An 18,322-nucleotide genomic window follows, 5' to 3' on the forward strand; every position below is an offset into this window, starting at 1 on the left:
GCATATAATCGCTTTCATTATATCATAAAATTCTGACTTTTTCAACAATTATCTGAAAATTGTTTATTGAATTGCAATTCAAGTGTATTCGAAAATTTTTCCTATTTTTTTATTATTTTCTTATTGACAGTATTTTATTTTTTTGATAAGATAATATTACAAGATAACAAATTTATAAATACAAACTTCTCGTATTACTTTTCATATGACTCTCGGTCTCCTTATATATATAAAAGCGATCCACCTCAGTGAACCGCTTTTTTTGTTATTTATCTCCTTTGTTACGAATAACAAAGCCTGTTTTCTTCTCGCTTGAAGTATTGCGTGGTTTTTTAGTGTCCTTGCGGTAACGCTTCTCTTTATCAAAGCGATCCTTTGAACGTCCACCTTTACGATAGTCATCACGACGTCCATTGCCACGGCGATCACGGTCTCGACGGTCATCTCCACGACGGCCTCCTCGACCACTCTTGCCTTTGCCACCGAAGCCACCACCAGATGGTTTAAATGGTAAAGGTTTTTCACGTGCAATCTCAACCTCAGGAAGACTATCTGGGTCTTGAACAGTTAAGCTGAGGATATACATGGCCAATTCTTCTGGGCTGAATTCTGAGGCCAATTCACGAGCATCCTTGCCAAACTTCTCAAAGTTGCTACGAATCTCCTCATTCGCAAAATCACGTTCAATTTTCTTAAGAGCTACTTGCTTCTTAGCTTGGAAGGCTTCTTCTGCACTTGCAGGTTTGAGACCTTTCATACGTTTCTTAGTCAAGTTCTCAATGATTTGGAGATAACCCATCTCATTTGGTGCTACGAAAGTAATGGATTGACCTGACTTACCTGCACGACCTGTACGACCGATACGGTGTACATAGCTCTCAGGATCTTGTGGAATATCATAGTTGTAAACATGAGTCACACCAGAAATATCTAAACCACGAGCTGCAACGTCTGTTGCAACGAGGACATCGAGGTTACCGTTTTTGAAATCACGGAGGACACGAAGACGTTTGTTTTGATCCAGATCTCCATGAATCCCTTCTGCTCGGAAACCACGGATTTTCAGACCACGAGTCAACTCATCCACACGACGTTTGGTACGACCGAAGACAATAGACAACTCAGGTTGATCAACATCCATAAGACGAGTCATGGTGTCGAATTTTTCTTGTTCTTTAACACGGATATAGTACTGGTCTACTAATTCTGTAGTTAATTCTTTTGCAGCAATCTTCACATGCTCAGGTTCTTTCATGAACTGAACACCAATACGTTTGATAGCATCTGGCATAGTCGCTGAAAAAAGCAAGGTTTGACGATTTTCCGGTACACGAGAGATGATATCTTCAATATCTTCAAGGAATCCCATGTTCAGCATTTCATCTGCTTCATCTAAAATCAAGGTTTCAATATCATGTAATTTCAAAGCCTTGCGTTTAATCAAGTCAAGTAAACGTCCCGGTGTTCCTACAACGATGTGAGCACCTGATTTAAGAGCCTTGATTTGTTTTTCAATACTTGAACCACCGTATACTGAACGGACTTTCACACCTTTACTACGGCCAAAGCGGAAGAGTTCTTCCTGACTTTGAACAGCCAGTTCACGAGTTGGGGCAATTACTAAAGCTTGGATAGTTGCTTCTTCTGTACGAATTTTTTCAAGAGTTGGCAAGCCAAAGGCTGCAGTTTTCCCTGTACCAGTCTGTGCTTGACCGATAACATCTTTTCCCTCAAGAGCCAAAGGAATAGTTTGCTCTTGGATAGGACTTGCTTCTACAAATCCTGCTTTTTCAATTTCTGCTAACAAATCAGCAGAAAGATTAAATTCATTAAATTTCACGTTATTCTTCTTTCTAAAGATGGTGCGAAGCCATCCTATAGCGCTTAGTTTATACTTTTCTTGTCATGACGTACTTTCAGTTTTTATGAAAGACCGTGTTGCTTCTTTTCCACTAAAGAAAAGTACTGCTTTCTTTGCAACTTATCTAGTATAACACAAGAGAGGGCCAAAAGATAGTCTAACCACTTGATTAAATCATGTAAACGATTTTTCTAATTTTTGAACTTGATTCTCAAAAGCTTCGTGAAACTAATTTAGTCCAATATTTTTTTCCGTAGCAGAATTGTGAAAAAAATTTTTTCTTGTGTTAGAATGAAAACAAACAGGAGGATTTAAAAATGTTAACATACGATTTAATTGTTATTGGATTTGGTAAGGCCGGTAAAACATTGGCTGCTAAGATGAATGCGGCTGGTAAGAAAGTTGCTGTCATCGAGCGCAGTAAAGCGATGTATGGTGGTACTTGCATTAATATTGCGTGTATCCCAACCAAGACTATGATTGTTGCGGCTGAGAAAGGCTGGTCATTTGACGATACCATGAAAGAGCGTGGTGCGGTGACTGGTCGTCTTAATGCTAAGAATTATAAAATGTTGGCAGACAATGGCGTTGATGTCATTGATGCAGAGGCACATTTCGTGTCAAATAAGGTCATCGAAGTAGTAGCTGGTGATGACCGCCAAGAGCTTACAGCTGAGACTATCGTCATCAACACTGGTGCTGTTTCAAATGTATTACCAATCCCAGGTCTTGCTACAAGTAAGAACGTCTTTGACTCAACAGGCATCCAAAACTTGGACAAATTGCCAGAAAAACTTGGAATTCTTGGTGGTGGTAATATCGGTCTTGAATTTGCTGGCCTTTATAACCGTTTGGGTAGCCAAGTGACTGTCTTGGATGCAGCGACTAGCTTCTTGCCACGTGTGGAGCCATCTATTGCTAAGTTGGCTAAGGAATACATGGAAGAGGACGGCATTGTCTTTGAGCAAGGTGTTAAAACATCTGAAGTTAAGAATGACGGCGATGAAGTTGTCGTTGTTACTGATAAAGGAGACTTCCGTTTTGATGCGCTCCTTTATGCAACAGGACGCAAGCCTAATATTGAACCTCTTCACTTGGAAAACACTGATATTGCCTTGACTGAACGTGGCGGTATCCAGGTTAATAAGCATTTGGAAACAAGCGTTCCAGGTGTCTTTGCAGTGGGTGATGTCAATGGTGGTCTTCAATTCACTTATATTTCATTAGATGATTTCCGTATTGTCTTTAATTACTTGACAGGGGATGGTAGCTATAATCTTGAAACACGTGGAGCTGTTCCAACCGCTATGTTCCTCAACCCACCTTTGGCACAAGTTGGTCTTACTGAAGACCAAGCCAGAGCAGCAGGTGGACCAGTTGCTGTCAAGGAACTTCCAGTTGCTGGCATGCCTCGTGGTCATGTTAATGGCGATTTGCGTGGTGCCTTCAAAGCTGTGGTAAACCCTGAAACTAAGGAAATCTTGGGTGTGACCCTCTTTGGTCAAGAATCTCATGAAATTATCAATTTGATTACTCTTGCTATGAACCATCATATCCCATACACAGATTTGGCTAAACAAATCTTTACTCACCCAACTATGGCTGAGAACCTAAACGATTTGTTTGCGATTTAATTTTAGAAAGCAGTCCGATATAGGGCTGTTTTTTCTTCACTGAAATCTCAAACCTATCTTTTCTAGCTTTTATGATATAATAGAAACATGAAATTAAAAACTACTTTGGGCCTTCTTACTGGGCGTTCTTCTCACTTTATTTTGAGCCGTCTTGGCCGTGGAAGTACGCTGCCTGGAAAACTCGCCCTTCAATTTGATAAAGATATTCTACAACATTTAGCAAAGAACTACGAAATTGTAGTGGTAACTGGTACCAATGGGAAAACCTTGACAACCGCTCTCACTGTCGGTATCCTGAAGGAAATTTATGGTCAAGTTCTGACCAATCCAAGTGGTGCCAACATGATCACAGGGATTACAACTACCTTCTTGACTTCAAAATCTTCAAAAACGGGAAAAAATATTGCAGTGCTTGAAATCGACGAAGCTAGTCTCTCACGTATCTGTGACTACATCCAGCCTAGTCTTTTCGTCATCACCAATATCTTCCGCGATCAGATGGACCGCTACGGTGAGATTTATACGACCTACAACATGATTTTGGACGCTATTCGAAAAGTTCCTACTGCTACTGTCCTCCTTAACGGTGACAGTCCACTTTTCTACAAGCCTTCAATTCCAAATCCTGTTCAGTATTTTGGCTTTGATATGGAGAAAGGACCTGCCAAACTAGCTCACTACAATACTGAAGGTATTCTCTGCCCAGACTGTCAAAGTATTTTGAAATATGAGCTTAATACTTATGCCAACTTGGGAGCTTATATCTGTGAAAATTGTGGATGTAAACGCCCTAATTTGGACTACCGTCTGACAGAATTGGTGGAATTGACCAACAATCGTTCCCGCTTTGTTATTGACGGCCAAGAATACGGTATCCAAATCGGTGGGCTTTATAATATCTACAATGCTCTCGCAGCAGTCGCTATTGCTCGTTACCTTGGAGCTGATTCTCAACTGATCAAACAAGGATTTGACAAGAGTCGTGCAGTTTTTGGACGCCAAGAAACCTTCCATATCGGTGACAAGGAATGCACACTAATTCTCATCAAAAATCCTGTCGGTGCTACCCAAGCCATTGAAATGATTAAACTTGCTCCTTATCCATTTAGTCTATCTGTTCTCCTCAATGCGAATTATGCAGACGGGATTGATACCAGCTGGATTTGGGATGCTGATTTTGAACAAATTACTGAGATGGATATTCCAGAAATCAACGCTGGTGGCGTTCGTCATTCTGAAATTGCTCGTCGTCTTCGAGTAACTGGTTATCCAGCTGATAAAATAACTGAAACAAGCAGTCTGGAACAAGTTCTTAAAACGATTGAAGCCCAAGACTGCAAACATGCTTATATCCTTGCAACTTATACGGCCATGCTGGAATTTCGAGAACTACTAGCCAATCGTCAACTTGTTAGAAAGGAGATGAACTAATGGTTTATACTTCACTTTCCTCAAAAGACGGTAACTATCCTTACCAGCTAAATATCGCCCACCTCTATGGTAACCTCATGAATACCTACGGAGATAATGGGAATATCCTCATGCTCAAGTACGTAGCTGAAAAACTTGGGGCCCATGTAACAGTTGACATCGTTTCACTTCATGATGATTTTGATGAAAATCATTACGATATCGCCTTTTTCGGTGGTGGCCAAGACTTTGAACAAAGTATCATTGCTGGTGATTTGCCTGCTAAAAAAGAAAACATCGATAACTTTATCCAAAATGATGGTGTCGTTCTTGCTATCTGTGGTGGCTTCCAACTATTAGGCCAATACTATATTGAAGCTTCTGGCAAACGTATCGAAGGATTGGGTGTTATGGGACACTACACACTCAACCAAACCAATAATCGCTTTATTGGTGACATCAAAATTCATAATGAAGAATTCGATGAAACCTACTATGGTTTTGAAAACCACCAAGGCCGTACCTTCCTTTCCGATGACCAAAAACCATTGGGGCAGGTTGTCTATGGAAATGGCAACAACGAAGAAAAGGTCGGAGAAGGTGTTCACTATAAAAATGTCTTTGGTTCTTATTTCCACGGGCCTATCTTATCTCGTAACGCCAACCTAGCCTATCGCTTGGTCACTACTGCTCTTAAGAAAAAATATGGTCAGGACATCGTCTTTCCAGCTTATGAGGATATCCTTAGCCAAGAAGTTGCTGAAGAATACGGCGATGTTAAGAGCAAGGCTGACTTTACTTAAAATTCTAATTCCAAGGAGCCTAGCTTTCTTGGAATTTTTTTGTATTCTTTTCTCCTTCTCCCTTGCTTTTTCTCCTATTTTTTGCCAAAATAGAGGGGTAGAAAGAAGGTAGCTTATGTCTAAATTACAACAAATCCTAACATATCTTGAAACAGAAAAACTAGACGTCGCTGTCGTATCTGACCCCGTCACTATCAATTATCTCACTGGTTTTTACAGTGATCCACACGAACGTCAAATGTTCCTTTTTGTTCTTGCAGATCAGGAACCACTTCTCTTTGTTCCAGCACTTGAGGTTGAACGTGCAACTAGCACTGTCTCTTTCCCAGTAGTTGGCTACGTGGACTCTGAAAACCCTTGGAAAAAAATCCAAAATGCCTTGCCACAACTTGATTTCAAACGTGTCGCAGTTGAGTTTGATAATCTCATCTTAACTAAATACCACGGTTTGAAATCTGTCTTTGAAACTGCTGAGTTTGAGAACTTAACTCCATTAATCCAACGCATGCGCTTGATCAAATCAGCTGACGAAGTGCAAAAGATGATGGTTGCAGGTATCTATGCTGACAAGTCTGTCAAAGTTGGTTTTGACAATATCTCTCTTGATAATACTGAAACGGATATCATTGCACAGATTGATTTTGCCATGAAACGCGAAGGCTATGAAATGAGTTTTGATACTATGGTTTTGACAGGTGATAACGCCGCAAATCCGCATGGTATTCCTGGAGCCAACAAGGTTGAAAATAACGCCCTTCTCCTCTTTGACCTCGGTGTGATGGTGAATGGTTATGCATCAGATATGACTCGTACAGTCGCTGTTGGTAAACCAGACCAATTCAAGAAGGATATTTACAACTTGACTCTTGAAGCCCAACAAGCTGCCCTTGACTTTATCAAACCTGGTGTGACAGCTCATGAAGTAGACCGCGCAGCTCGTGAAGTAATCGAAAAAGCTGGCTACGGTGAGTACTTCAACCACCGTCTCGGTCATGGTATTGGTATGGATGTACACGAATTCCCTTCAATCATGGAAGGAAACGACATGGTTATCGAAGAAGGTATGTGCTTCTCAGTTGAACCTGGTATCTACATCCCTAGTAAAGTCGGAGTTCGTATCGAAGACTGTGGTGTTGTAACCAAAAATGGCTTTGATCTCTTTACAAGTACCAGCAAAGATTTACTTTATTTTAATTAAAAAATATATTACAAAAAATAAGATGGAAAAGTCTCGCTTTTCCATCTTATTTTTTGACTTGATAATAAATCTTATCAGCTATATAACGTTTTTGTTCAACTTCATTTGGAATAGTCTTCCAAAAAGTCATGCCAGCCTTTTCCATGACACGTCCAGAAGCTGGATTTAAACTTGCATAGCAAGCATTAACCTCTTCAAATCCAATCTCATCTAGACAGTATGATAAAATAGCCTTCAAGGCTTCTGTCATGATTCCTCGTCCCCAATAGTCCATCCCTAAGATATAGCCAATTTCACAGCTAGATTTTTCTTCATCCATACTGACCAGACTAATATCTCCAATGACATAGTCTGGATTTTCTTTGAGACAAATGGCCCATTTGTAATAGTTAGGATTGTCATAGGATGCTACCCAAGTTCTAATTGAGTTCTTTGTAAAATAAACATTTGGATGAGGATCCCAAGTCACATAGGTTAGATTTTCTGAGCATGAAGCCCAATTATCAAACATTGCTTGAGCATCATCTTCTACAAATCTCCTCAGTATCAAACGTTCTGTCTCAATAGTTTGTGTACCTAGTGCTTTCATAATGGTAACTCTCTTTCTATTTTATGGATGGCTTCAAACTTACATTGACCTATCTCAGTCTCCTATTTCAAGTTATAAAGTGAAAAAGGGCCTCCGGACCTTCTTCGCTTTCTCATTTCTATGCTCAGGGTAAAAACACTATACTCATAAACATTGAGAAAACAACAGTTCCCTCTAATTTCATGACGCAGTCGCTGTCTGGCTTGAAATGCACTTTAGCAAGTTTTTTCAAGCCTAGTCAGCCTTGCGGGGGTGAGACAACGAAATCGAACTCAAACTCTTCGAGTTACCGATTTCTGTCTCACTCCCAAAACGTATCAAACACAGTAATTGGTAGGTGGCGTTTGTGTTGGCCTTTGTACCACCATTTTTCAATGGTTGCTTGAGCTTCTGGGTTTACTTGTTTACCTTCGAGGTAATCATCAATTTCATTGTAAGTGACTCCCAAGGCTACTTCGTCTGCAATGCCTGGTTTTTCTTCTTCCAAATCTGCTGTTGGAACTTTTTCATAGAGGGCTGGATCAGCTCCAAGCTCTTTCAAAAGTTGTTTTCCTTGGCGTTTATTGAGGCGATAAAGTGGGAGAATATCTGCACCACCGTCACCAAACTTAGTAAAGAAACCTGTGATATTTTCCGCAGCATGGTCTGTCCCGATAACAGCTCCGCTATGAGCACCTGCAAGGGCATATTGGGCAATCATACGGCTACGAGCCTTGATATTTCCTTTATTAAAATCGGAAACTGCACTCCCTGTTGCTTCAACAGCTACAGCCATAGCATCAGCAGATTCCTTGATATTCACTACCAGGCTGATATCTGGCTGGATAAAAGCTAGGGCTTTTTGAGCATCTGCTTCATCAGCTTGCACTCCATAAGGCAAACGAACTGCGATAAATTTATAACTATCATCGCCTGTTTCTGCTCGCATTTCTTCCATAGCTAGTTGGGCAAGACGTCCTGCTAAGGTCGAGTCTTGACCTCCAGAAATGCCTAATACAAACGTTTTTAAGAAGGGATGCTTCTTTAAATATCGTTTTAAAAAGTCAATCGAACGACGGATTTCTTCCTTGGCATCAATCACTGGTTTTACACCTAGTTGCTGGATAATGGTCTCTTGCAAACTCATTCTTCTTCTCCTTCGCCTAGAGCTTCCTTACGCATCTTATCAATCAAGTCCATCTTGTCTTGCCATACGTCACGAGCCAAGTCCACAGGATAATGTTGTGGGTTCAGTACGCGTTTGTATTCATCCCAGAGCTTATCAAATTCCTTACGAGCATAGGCTTGAATTTCAGGTAGACTTGGTAAATCATAGACCAGCTTACCTTCCTTGAAAATGTCAACCAAGAGAGGAACAGCATCAAAATTACGAACAGTCTTCTTGATGTAAGTATAGGTTGGATGGAACATCTTGATTTCAGTCATGCTAGCAACATCGACACCATCATAGGTAATGTAATCGCCTTCTGACTTACCTTTTTCACGACTGGTGATGCGCCAAACTTGTTTCTTACCTGGTGTTGAAACTTTCTCTGCATTATTTGAAAGTTTAATGGTATTGCGCATATGACCATTCTCGTCTTCAATAGCAACAACTTTGTAAACTGCTCCAAGTGCTGGTTGGTCATAAGCAGTGATGAGTTTAGTACCTACACCCCAGACGTCAATCTTAGCTTTTTGCATCTTGAGGTTAAGAATGGTATTTTCATCAAGATCATTGGATGCATAGATCTTAGCATCCGTAAATCCTGCCTCGTCCAGTTGCTGACGAACCTTTTTAGAAATATAGGCAATATCTCCTGAGTCAATGCGGACACCAAGGAAATTAATCTTGTCACCAAGTTCACGCGCAACCTGAATCGCTGCTGGAACACCGATGCGAAGAGTATCGTATGTATCTACTAGAAAGACACAGTTTTTGTGCGTTGAGGCATAAGCCTTGAAAGCCTGATAATCATTTCCATAAACTTGTACTAAAGCATGGGCATGAGTCCCTAAAACCGGAATACCAAAGAGCTTCCCTGCGCGTACATTACTAGTTCCATTGGCACCACCAATAACAGCGGCACGAGTTCCCCAGATAGCTGCATCCATTTCTTGAGCACGACGTGTACCGAACTCCATCAAAGGCTCATCTTCAATGACTGAACGAATACGAGCAGCCTTAGTCGCAATCAAGGTTTGAAAGTTGACGATGTTCAAGAGTGCTGTTTCCACTAATTGGCACTGAGCCAAAGGTCCCTCCACTTGAACAATCGGTTCATTGGCAAATACCAAGTCTCCTTCCTGAGCAGAACGTACAGTCAATTCCATCTTGAGATTACGGAGATATTCCAAGAAGGCGCCATGATAACCCAGTGACTCTAAATAAGCAATATCGCTCTCAGAAAAGCGCAGGTTTTCTAAGTAGTTCACAATTCGTTCCAAACCTGCAAATACAGCATAACCGTTTTTGAAAGGTTGTTGGCGGAAATAAACTTCAAAAACTGCTTTCTTGTTATGAATGCCTTGGTCGAAGTAAACTTGCATCATGTTAATCTGATACAAATCTGTGTGCAAAGTTAAACTGTCATCTGGGTACATATACTGTCCTTCTTCCCTATTTGTAAAAAGATGAAAATATTTCTTCTTTTCTCATAAATTAGTACTATTATAACACATTTTCTCTATATTGATAAAAAGATAACAAGCTATTCCATGCTCTCGAGCTTATCCATATCTTTTTCATACTTCTTCTGAGCCCATTCACCATAACTTTTCAAACCTAAGTTTCCAATAAATACCCAAGGAAGATAAAAGATATAGGTAAATACCCAAGCAAAAATGTATTTAAAATGTAGAGGATTGTGCTGGTAAATTTCGATATTGAACTGGTAGTTTTGTAGCATCAAGGTAGCTGTAATCACTAAAGTTAATAACAGACATCCTAAAATTGTAAAATGAAAACGACTATAGTAGGTCACACCGAGATTGCGAGCACGGGTGAAAAAGTAAAAAGTCCCTATGATAATAATAACGAGAAGCATACTTGGATTAAAAAGGCTTGGTGCTAACACTGCTATGAAATAAGCTAGAAACAACAATCCGATAGAGATATAAAAACTCTCTGCACTAGCTTTATTCATCAGTTGTTCTTCTCTTTCGTCTAGTAATTGATAATAAAAAAATCTATTTTTCATCTTCTTCCTCCCAAAATAATTGGTCTAGGGTTTTCCCTAAACATCTGCAAATAGACTGGCAAAGCGAAAGTGAGGGATTGTACTTTCCAGCTTCTATCAAGCCGATAGTCTGCCTAGTGACACCCACAGCTTCTGCCAGGTCACCCTGTGTCATATCAAGCTCTACTCGAGCGAGTTTTAATTTTAAATTCTTAGCCACTTCTTACCTCCTTTTAGATTTTAAAAAGTTGCGCTTCTTTTTTTAACTTTATTATATCATATATTTTACATTATGCAATATATATCTGTCATTTTGTGCGATTTTTTTAACAAAAACTCTCTATCAGCTAAATGATAGAGAGTTTTCTGCTTATTCAAATTTTTTCAAAATATATACAACGTCACTTCTCTGTTTTCCGTTTATAAATCTTTTTGATAATAATGTCTTTGTCCAGTGTATGGATAATCCTTCAATGTAAAAACTTCCTTGTAGCCCTGCTTTTGATAAAAGGCTGGTGCTTGAAATTGATACGTATTGACAAAAGCAAAGCGACAATTTCTCTTCTTAGCTTCACTTTCTGCTCGCTGCAATAGTTGGGAGCCAATTCCTTGTCCTCGTATGTCTTCTTTTACAAACAAATATTCGATTTCTAGCCAGTTTCCAAAAGTCTCTGCTACTAAACCAGCCATGAGTTGACCTTGTTCATCTTCGACATAAAGGTTTAGTGGTTCACTTTCAGCAGCTTCTCTTTTAGAACGATTATAAGACCGAATCAATCCCCCTATTTCCTGTGCTTTCTGAGACTCTGTATTTTCCAATCTTAGCTGCATCCAAACCTCCTCGAAGATACTTATAGCTTGATTATAGTCTTATTACCAAGAGCTGTCAAACTAGAAAACTCACCAACCTGAGTTGATGAGCTTCTGACTTATTTTCTAAACTTCCATTGACTGTAAATACCAAAAGCGACAATCCAGATAGCCGAACCTCTAGCTCCCATTACAGTTGACTCTTGTAAGAAGAGTGTACCAAATACAAAGATAAAGAAGAGCATGGTCAGAGGATTTAGCAAGCGATATTGAGGCATGAGATAGCCATCTGACATGAAGTCTTTAGACTTGCGATACTTGAGATGGGCTACCATGATCAAGATGTAGATGGCGATATAAACACCTGATGAAGAAGCCGTAATCAAAGCAAAGGCATCTGATACGCCAGGAAGTACATTGATGAAGGCAGCAAAACCAATCAATACCGCAGAAGCAATGATAGCGTTCTGAGGAACGTTGTGGCGTGAGAGGGTGTCTGCCTTAATAGCTTTCAAGAAACGATTTGGTGAATCATGGGCAATTTGGTACAAGTGACGACCTGTTGAGTAAAGAGTTGAATTCAAGGCTGACGCAGCAGAAGTCAAGACAACAAAGTTAATCAAGGCCGCCGCCCACTTAAGACCAACAAGTTCAAATACCGTTACAAATGGTGAATCCGTCGCAGAAAGCTCACGCCAAGGAATAATAGACATGATTGCAAGCAAAGCCCCACCATAGAAGAAGATAATTCGCAATGGAATTTCCTTAACCGCCTTAGGCAAGACTTTCCGAGGATCCTTAGTTTCAGATGTGGTTACACCGATAAATTCAATCATCAAGTAAGCAAAGAAAACCATTTGAAAGGCCATGACAAAGTTCATTCCTCCATTTGGGAAAAGGGAGAATTGCTCACTGATATTGATAAGGCTTGCTGATCCATAAGGAGTTTCAAAGTCGGTCAAGACCATAAAAATACCCGTCGCAATCATGGCAAGAATAGCAACGATTTTAATCATGGCAAACCAAAATTCCACTTCACCAAATATTTTAACTGCAATCAGATTGACCAATCCTAAAATTGTTAAAAAGACAACCTGAATCAACCAAGATGGCCAAGACGGAAACCAAAACTGAACATAGTGAGCAATAGCTGTAATCTCAGCCATACCAATAAAGACCACTGATAACCAGTAGGACCAAACTGAGAAATATCCCCAGCCCTTTCCAAGATAGCGAGTAATAAAATTGATAAAGGTGTGTTGCTCTGGATCCTGGTACAACATTTCTCCGATAGCACGCATCATGAGATACATGAAGCCACCCGTAATCATATAGACCAAGACAATCGAAGGTCCAGTTAAACTGATAGACCGACCTGCCCCGAGAAATAATCCCGTACCAATCGTTCCTGCAATAGCCATAACCTGAACATGGCGATTAGTTAGGCCACGCTCCATTTTACTTTTCTTTTTGTGCTTTTTTTCTGAATTCATCTAGTCTCCTTAAGTTTTTTAAAAATAAGAAAAGGAGTGATAGAAAACGCTTTCCCTGAATCCCACTCCTTCTTTTTATCCTATTAAGCGGTTTTTTCAACCTTTAAGATTTTAACATCATAGCTTCCAGCAGGTGTTTCGATTGTAACAACATCACCTTTTTTCTTACCAATCAATGCTTGACCAATTGGGCTTTCATTTGACACTTTACCCGCAAAGGCATCTGCTCCAGCTGAACCAACGATAATGTATACTTCCTTTTCATCTTCTCCAACTTCTTGGATGGTTACAGTTTTTCCGATAGCAACTTCATTTTTAGCAACGGCATCACTGTTAACGATTTCTGCATAACGAATTTTAGTCTCCAGACTTGAGATTTGTCCCTCAACGAAGGCTTGCTCGTCTTTCGCTGCTTCATACTCACTGTTCTCTGACAAATCACCATATGAACGAGCAATCTTGATACGTTCTACAACTTCTGGACGACGTACTAGTTTCAATTCTTCTAATTCTTTTTCGAGTTTTTCCTTTTCTTCCAATGTCATTGGATATGTTTTTTCTACCATTTTTCTCAACTTTCTTTTGATTGAATTAATAAATATATGCTTTAAAGCAAAATTATGTGGAAAACCACATAATTTTAGTTTGTGCTATTTGATTGGTTTAATTTACTATTGATATGTTCTTGAACATTACGATCATGTTCTTCTAGTGTTGTTGCATAGTAAACTTTACCATCTTGAACATTTGCCACAAAGTAGAGATAGTCACTCTTTGTCTGATTGATACTTGATTCGATAGCATCCAAGCTTGGACTATCAACTGGTCCAGGCATTAGACCTACTTTTGTATAGACATTGTATGGTGAATCAATTGAAGTATCAATAGCTGCATCATCAGAAAGACTGATGTTTTGACCAAGTTTTCCTTCAGCATAAAGGATAGCGATATTACTTTGAAGTGGCATACCGAGGTTCAAACGATTATAGAATACACCAGCAATCAACTTACGATCCTCTGTTTTTGCTCCTTCTTTCTCAACAAGAGAGGCAATTGTTAGGAGCTCATTTACTGTTAAGTTCTTTTCTTTGATTATAGCATAGTGACTAGATAGATTTTTATCCATAGCAGCTAGCATTTCATCAATTAAACTTTCAACAGTTGTGTTTTCTTTAATCGTATAAGTTGCAGGGAAAAGATAACCTTCTAAACGGTAACGAACACCACTATCTTTTGTAGGTAAGCTTTCAAGAAGATTTGGATATTTGGTTACCTCTTGAGCAATAAAGTTCTCATCTTGAACTTTAGCCAAAAATGCTTCCGCTGTCAAAGGTTCCTTAAAGTTACCTTGAAGTTGGCCAACAGTTTGAGCAATTTGCTCTAAAGTATATCCCTCTGGAATAGTCAAGCTTGCAAGTGTAACCTCTTGAGGTTCAGGTGTACCACCTTTTTGCAACTCTTTAATGACATCTTCAACGCTCATACTCTTTTGAAGATTATAATAACCAGATTTTAATTCATTATAGTTTTTATACTTAACATAAAGTGTAAAGACCAAACCGTTTTTAATGACACCAGATTTTTCCAACGTTGAACCAATTTCTTGAGCATTAGATCCATCTGGAATCTGAACAGTCATATATTGTTTAGAACTTGGATCCACTGGTTGCAAGGCTGATTCAGCATAACGAAGTCCAAAGAAACCACCAGCACCAAGTAGAATCAGCAATACCAATACTGTGACTAAAAATCCTTTCAAGCGGGATTTTTTCTTTTTCTTGGCTGGTTTCGCAGACTCCCTACGACTTCTTTTAGGAAGTTCATCTACCTCAGTATTTTTCTGATTAGCATTTCCAGTTGTTAATTCTTCCTGATTAGTGGCAAAACCTACAGTTTCTTTATCTTCATGTGATTTTTCATGAGTACGGTAGGAAACTGAAACCTTAGTCGGTATTGAATTAATTTCATCTTTATCTGAGATTGATTGAGATAAGTCAACTGCTGCTTCTTCCACAGCTTCCTCTGCAACTTCCTCTTTAAGATCTGGCCGAGGAGGAACAGCAGGTGCATTCTCAATCAATTGTTCAACGGTTGAAACAGAATTAGCAATCAGCTCTTCTTCTGGAGTTATTACTCGTTCTTCTGTTTTTGTATCAGAAGAGTTCATCAAATTTGAAAAGAGGTCATCTGTTTGTTCTGTTAAACTTTCCTCTTTCTTTAATCGTTCTAAGTCTCGCAAGATCTGCTCTTTAAAGCTCAACTTTTCTTCATTTGAATTTTCGCTCAAAGGTATTTACCTCCTTGTTGATAATCCTTAATATTATATCTTAAAAACCAGAGAAAAGCAACCTTGGAAGCCTTTCTAGTCGCTAATTCCTATTTTCCCAGACCATATTATACCATTCTTCTCCCGCAAATTGGGATTTAGACTTGCCTTCATTGACAAAACCATGCTTCTCATAGTAATCAATCAGGTAGTCATGGCAGGTCAGATTTATTCCCTCACGTTCATGCTTGAGAGCCACTTCTTTCAATGCGGTCAGGAGTTTTTTCCCTAGTCCTAGAGATTGAGCTTTTTTTGCTATAGAAAGACAAGTCACAGATATATATCCGCCTTTTTGACGACTGTGGTCTTTTATTTCTTTAGTGAAAGACTGGTCTTGTAAATAACGATGAGGGACTACTGGCCCTTCGATATAGCCGAGTATCTCCCCTTCTTTTTCAGCCACTAAGAAACTAGTCTTAATCTCTTTTAGGTGAGCTTCAAAAACAGAACGAGGAATGGCTTCTTCGATTGAAAAATTTTCTAATTCAATCTCTAAAATACGGTCTAAATCACTAAGTCTAGCTTGTCGAATAATCATAGCTCCTCCTTATGAAAGGGATTCTTCCACCACATGAGAAAATTAACTTCATTGCTGTCTCCCACATCTACTACTCCTTGTTCCATAAAGTCATTCATCTCAAAATAAGACAGCAATTCATCCTTGCAAAAAAGATAAATACCGAGACAATTTTGTTGAAGAGCAACTTGTTTCAAGGCCGCCAGCAACAAGGTTCCAAATCCTTGTCCCTGATACTCCGGATGAACAGATAAAGCGTCAATCACAAAATTTCTATCACTGATAACTTCTCCATTTGCCATCTCTTTTATCCATCTACTCAGTGAGGAAGCAATAAACTCTGTCCCTGAGATATATGCAACCACCTGATTATCAAGGCAGGCTAACAGAAACGTATCCGCATGATTGCGGATACGTTCTTCTATCATTTCTCTATTCATGTTTTCTAGGAAGTTTGAATTACTTTCTTGTATCAAGCAAATCTGATCAATATCTGATTGCTGAGCTTCCCGAATTTTAATTGGAAATTCCATAATCTTCCTTATTGAACATTGCTTGTCAAATTAGACAAGAGACGCTCGAATGAGTATTCGTAAGTTTGAATATCTCCAGCTCCCATGAAGACATAGACAGCATTATCATGGTCTAGGAGAGGAGATACATTTTCAACAGTAATAACTTGATGTTTTTTATGAATCTTGTTTGCTAAATCTTCAACTTTCACATCACCATGGTCAACTTCACGAGCTGAACCATAGATCTGTGCTAAGTAAACCGCATCAGCCTGATTCAAAGCTTGGGCAAAATCATCCAATAAGGCAATTGTACGAGTAAAGGTATGCGGTTGGAAAATCGCAACGATTTCCTTGCTTGGATATTTCTGACGGGCAGCATCCAAGGTCGCAATGATCTCAGTTGGATGGTGAGCAAAGTCATCGATAATAACTGTATCATTGACAATCTTTTCTGTAAAGCGACGTTTTACTCCACCAAAAGTCTTCAAGTGTTTACGCACCAAATTCAAATCAAAACCAGCAGTATATAGCAATCCAATCACCGCTGTTGCATTCATGATGTTGTGGCGACCGAAGGTTGGAATGTGGAATTGACCTAACTCTTGTCCACGGAAATGAACTGTAAAGGTTGAACCAGTTGTTGAACGAAGAAAATCGCTAGCTACAAAGTCATTTCCTTCAGCTTCAAAACCATAATAGTAGATCGGTGCATTTGCCGTAATCTTACGCAACTCAGCATCCTCACCGTAGACAAACAAACCTTTGGTAATTTGTTTGGCATAATCATTGAAGGCGTTGAAGACATCCTCTAAACTTGTGAAATAGTCAGGATGGTCAAAATCAATATTTGTGATGATAGAGTATTCTGGATGGTATGGCATAAAATGACGCTCATACTCATCTGATTCAAAGACAAAATATTTGGCATTTTCAGAACCACGTCCTGTACCATCTCCAATCAAATAGCTTGTATCAGTGATATGTGACAAAACGTGAGAAAGCATACCTGTTGTTGAAGTTTTACCGTGTGCTCCAGCAACACCCATGCTAATAAAGTCACGCATAAAGCTACCAAGAAACTCATGATAACGTTTATAGCTTAGTCCATTCTTATCTGCATAGGCAATCTCAACGTTGTTATCTGGACGAAAGGCGTTCCCAGCGATGATTTCTATATCCCCTTGAAGATTTTTCTCATCAAAAGGCAAAATCTTGATCCCTGCTTGCTCTAATCCTCGTTGTGTAAAATAGTATTTCTCTACGTCAGATCCTTGCACCTTATGCCCCATTTGGTGCAACATCAAGGCCAAGGCACTCATTCCTGATCCTTTAATTCCGATAAAATGATAGGTTTTTGCCATTTTTTTCCCCTTTACTCTGTCATATTTGTCAAGTTTAACTCTTGAGCAATTTTACGTTCTTTTTCTGATTGATGTTCTTTTTTGTTATAAATTTGGCTTTTCTTTAAAAAATCATAATTATTTTTCTTAGGTCCAAGTTGCTCTTCTTTCGTCGCTTGTTGCATCTGAGGAGCAGTTTCAGCCAAAATATAATGGCTTTGAGTTAATTTTTCACTATATTTGGTAAGCTCACCTGGATTTTCCTTTTGGAAAGGAGCCGTTGGCTGATTTGCCTGTCTTACAACATTATTTGAAGGTTTATAACGTTTCGTAAAACTAACATCTTGGGTCAAATACTTTGCTGAACGTTTCCGTTTCAAATCAGCTCTTGCTTCCTCACGAGCCAGTTCAGCGTAGGATTTTTCCTTTTTTTCAATCCGTTTATCTGATGCTTGAATCGGCGACTTTTTTTCTGTCGTAATTGGTGACCATTCCAAGTAGTTTTTGTCCTGGTAGTCTCCCTTGATATTACTAATCAAATCCGACTCATCATATAAGTTCATAAATGGCATCTCTGTCAGCATAATTTCATCATCTGACACTATTGGAAATCTTTCTTGTTTCATTTTTATTCCCTTTCAATACTCCATTATAGCGTAAAGTCTTGA

18 protein-coding genes are annotated in these 18,322 nt (G+C 39.2%); 4 read left to right on the top strand and 14 right to left on the bottom strand.

Annotated features, from left to right (window positions below; genetic code table 11):
• Positions 1-265 precede the first annotated feature (265 nt).
• Entirely contained in the window at positions 266-1,840 is a 1,575-nt protein-coding gene (locus ACVAMZ_RS06265) for a DEAD/DEAH box helicase (RefSeq protein ID WP_461684350.1), read from the bottom strand.
• Positions 1,841-2,178: 338 nt separating this feature from the next.
• Here ACVAMZ_RS06265 and ACVAMZ_RS06270 point away from each other — a divergent pair, with 338 nt between their 5' ends.
• From ACVAMZ_RS06270 to ACVAMZ_RS06285, 4 genes are all read left to right on the top strand, one after another.
• Positions 2,179-3,495, top strand: a complete 1,317-nt coding sequence (locus tag ACVAMZ_RS06270) for an FAD-containing oxidoreductase (protein WP_414272505.1) — start codon at positions 2,179-2,181, stop codon at positions 3,493-3,495.
• 87 nt (positions 3,496-3,582) lie between these two features.
• The gene (gene murT / locus ACVAMZ_RS06275) at positions 3,583-4,926 is read left to right on the top strand and encodes a lipid II isoglutaminyl synthase subunit MurT (protein WP_461684351.1); all 1,344 of its coding nucleotides are present in this window, start codon (positions 3,583-3,585) and stop codon (positions 4,924-4,926) included.
• The gene (gatD, locus tag ACVAMZ_RS06280) at positions 4,926-5,708 is read left to right on the top strand and encodes a lipid II isoglutaminyl synthase subunit GatD (RefSeq protein ID WP_461684352.1); all 783 of its coding nucleotides are present in this window, start codon (positions 4,926-4,928) and stop codon (positions 5,706-5,708) included. Before murT ends, gatD begins: the two co-directional genes overlap by 1 nt.
• 115 nt (positions 5,709-5,823) lie before the next feature.
• Positions 5,824-6,906 (top strand): M24 family metallopeptidase, encoded by a 1,083-nt coding sequence (locus tag ACVAMZ_RS06285; protein WP_461684353.1) that lies wholly within the window; start codon positions 5,824-5,826, stop codon positions 6,904-6,906.
• A 46-nt stretch (positions 6,907-6,952) separates the two neighbouring features.
• Here the strand turns inward: ACVAMZ_RS06285 and ACVAMZ_RS06290 are convergent, their stop codons facing one another.
• From ACVAMZ_RS06290 to ACVAMZ_RS06350, 13 genes are all read right to left on the bottom strand, one after another.
• Positions 6,953-7,495: a GNAT family N-acetyltransferase gene (locus ACVAMZ_RS06290; RefSeq protein ID WP_461684354.1), complete on the bottom strand. Its 543-nt coding sequence runs from the start codon at positions 7,493-7,495 to the stop codon at positions 6,953-6,955.
• A 301-nt stretch (positions 7,496-7,796) separates the two neighbouring features.
• Positions 7,797-8,621 carry an ammonia-dependent NAD(+) synthetase gene (gene nadE, locus ACVAMZ_RS06295; RefSeq protein ID WP_461684355.1) on the bottom strand — a complete coding sequence of 275 codons (825 nt, stop codon included), beginning with the start codon at positions 8,619-8,621 and terminating at the stop codon, positions 7,797-7,799.
• Positions 8,618-10,078: a nicotinate phosphoribosyltransferase gene (locus ACVAMZ_RS06300; protein WP_414282838.1), complete on the bottom strand. Its 1,461-nt coding sequence runs from the start codon at positions 10,076-10,078 to the stop codon at positions 8,618-8,620. Before ACVAMZ_RS06300 ends, nadE begins: the two co-directional genes overlap by 4 nt.
• A gap of 107 nt (positions 10,079-10,185) precedes the next feature.
• Positions 10,186-10,674 carry a DUF6773 family protein gene (locus ACVAMZ_RS06305; RefSeq protein ID WP_461684356.1) on the bottom strand — a complete coding sequence of 163 codons (489 nt, stop codon included), beginning with the start codon at positions 10,672-10,674 and terminating at the stop codon, positions 10,186-10,188.
• A complete protein-coding gene (locus ACVAMZ_RS06310; RefSeq protein ID WP_001107501.1) occupies positions 10,664-10,873 on the bottom strand; it encodes a helix-turn-helix transcriptional regulator in 210 nt (69 codons plus the stop codon). The genes ACVAMZ_RS06305 and ACVAMZ_RS06310 overlap by 11 nt, the downstream gene beginning before the upstream one ends.
• A gap of 200 nt (positions 10,874-11,073) precedes the next feature.
• Positions 11,074-11,484 (bottom strand): GNAT family N-acetyltransferase, encoded by a 411-nt coding sequence (locus tag ACVAMZ_RS06315; protein ID WP_461684357.1) that lies wholly within the window; start codon positions 11,482-11,484, stop codon positions 11,074-11,076.
• A gap of 98 nt (positions 11,485-11,582) precedes the next feature.
• Entirely contained in the window at positions 11,583-12,956 is a 1,374-nt protein-coding gene (locus tag ACVAMZ_RS06320; protein ID WP_461684358.1) for an amino acid permease, read from the bottom strand.
• A gap of 83 nt (positions 12,957-13,039) precedes the next feature.
• The gene (greA, locus tag ACVAMZ_RS06325; RefSeq protein ID WP_006148148.1) at positions 13,040-13,522 is read right to left on the bottom strand and encodes a transcription elongation factor GreA; all 483 of its coding nucleotides are present in this window, start codon (positions 13,520-13,522) and stop codon (positions 13,040-13,042) included.
• Positions 13,523-13,596: 74 nt separating this feature from the next.
• Positions 13,597-15,243, bottom strand: coding sequence for an endolytic transglycosylase MltG (gene mltG, locus ACVAMZ_RS06330; RefSeq protein ID WP_461684359.1), 1,647 nt, complete (start codon positions 15,241-15,243; stop codon positions 13,597-13,599).
• A gap of 82 nt (positions 15,244-15,325) precedes the next feature.
• The gene (locus tag ACVAMZ_RS06335) at positions 15,326-15,820 is read right to left on the bottom strand and encodes a GNAT family N-acetyltransferase (RefSeq protein ID WP_461684360.1); all 495 of its coding nucleotides are present in this window, start codon (positions 15,818-15,820) and stop codon (positions 15,326-15,328) included.
• The gene (locus ACVAMZ_RS06340; protein ID WP_461684361.1) at positions 15,817-16,332 is read right to left on the bottom strand and encodes a GNAT family N-acetyltransferase; all 516 of its coding nucleotides are present in this window, start codon (positions 16,330-16,332) and stop codon (positions 15,817-15,819) included. The genes ACVAMZ_RS06335 and ACVAMZ_RS06340 overlap by 4 nt, the downstream gene beginning before the upstream one ends.
• 8 nt (positions 16,333-16,340) lie before the next feature.
• Complete coding sequence (murC, locus tag ACVAMZ_RS06345; RefSeq protein WP_461684362.1) at positions 16,341-17,675, bottom strand: UDP-N-acetylmuramate--L-alanine ligase; 1,335 nt, start codon at positions 17,673-17,675, stop codon at positions 16,341-16,343.
• Positions 17,676-17,686: 11 nt separating this feature from the next.
• Positions 17,687-18,280 (bottom strand): cystathionine gamma-synthase, encoded by a 594-nt coding sequence (locus ACVAMZ_RS06350; protein ID WP_461684363.1) that lies wholly within the window; start codon positions 18,278-18,280, stop codon positions 17,687-17,689.
• Positions 18,281-18,322: the final 42 nt, after the last annotated feature.

The organism is Streptococcus sp. KHUD_017, assembly GCF_054861245.1.

What these genes read in the sequence shown, in the direction of transcription:
- ACVAMZ_RS06270 (WP_414272505.1), top strand. Translation starts at nt 2,179, where the DNA reads ATGTTAACATACGATTTAATTGTTATTGGATTTGGTAAGGCCGGTAAA.
- murT (WP_461684351.1), top strand. Translation starts at nt 3,583, where the DNA reads ATGAAATTAAAAACTACTTTGGGCCTTCTTACTGGGCGTTCTTCTCAC.
- gatD (WP_461684352.1), top strand. Translation starts at nt 4,926, where the DNA reads ATGGTTTATACTTCACTTTCCTCAAAAGACGGTAACTATCCTTACCAG.
- ACVAMZ_RS06285 (WP_461684353.1), top strand. Translation starts at nt 5,824, where the DNA reads ATGTCTAAATTACAACAAATCCTAACATATCTTGAAACAGAAAAACTA.
- ACVAMZ_RS06290 (WP_461684354.1), bottom strand. Translation starts at nt 7,495, where the DNA reads ATGAAAGCACTAGGTACACAAACTATTGAGACAGAACGTTTGATACTG.
- nadE (WP_461684355.1), bottom strand. Translation starts at nt 8,621, where the DNA reads ATGAGTTTGCAAGAGACCATTATCCAGCAACTAGGTGTAAAACCAGTG.
- ACVAMZ_RS06300 (WP_414282838.1), bottom strand. Translation starts at nt 10,078, where the DNA reads ATGTACCCAGATGACAGTTTAACTTTGCACACAGATTTGTATCAGATT.
- ACVAMZ_RS06305 (WP_461684356.1), bottom strand. Translation starts at nt 10,674, where the DNA reads ATGAAAAATAGATTTTTTTATTATCAATTACTAGACGAAAGAGAAGAA.
- ACVAMZ_RS06315 (WP_461684357.1), bottom strand. Translation starts at nt 11,484, where the DNA reads ATGCAGCTAAGATTGGAAAATACAGAGTCTCAGAAAGCACAGGAAATA.
- ACVAMZ_RS06320 (WP_461684358.1), bottom strand. Translation starts at nt 12,956, where the DNA reads ATGAATTCAGAAAAAAAGCACAAAAAGAAAAGTAAAATGGAGCGTGGC.
- greA (WP_006148148.1), bottom strand. Translation starts at nt 13,522, where the DNA reads ATGGTAGAAAAAACATATCCAATGACATTGGAAGAAAAGGAAAAACTC.
- ACVAMZ_RS06335 (WP_461684360.1), bottom strand. Translation starts at nt 15,820, where the DNA reads ATGATTATTCGACAAGCTAGACTTAGTGATTTAGACCGTATTTTAGAG.
- ACVAMZ_RS06340 (WP_461684361.1), bottom strand. Translation starts at nt 16,332, where the DNA reads ATGGAATTTCCAATTAAAATTCGGGAAGCTCAGCAATCAGATATTGAT.
- murC (WP_461684362.1), bottom strand. Translation starts at nt 17,675, where the DNA reads ATGGCAAAAACCTATCATTTTATCGGAATTAAAGGATCAGGAATGAGT.
- ACVAMZ_RS06350 (WP_461684363.1), bottom strand. Translation starts at nt 18,280, where the DNA reads ATGAAACAAGAAAGATTTCCAATAGTGTCAGATGATGAAATTATGCTG.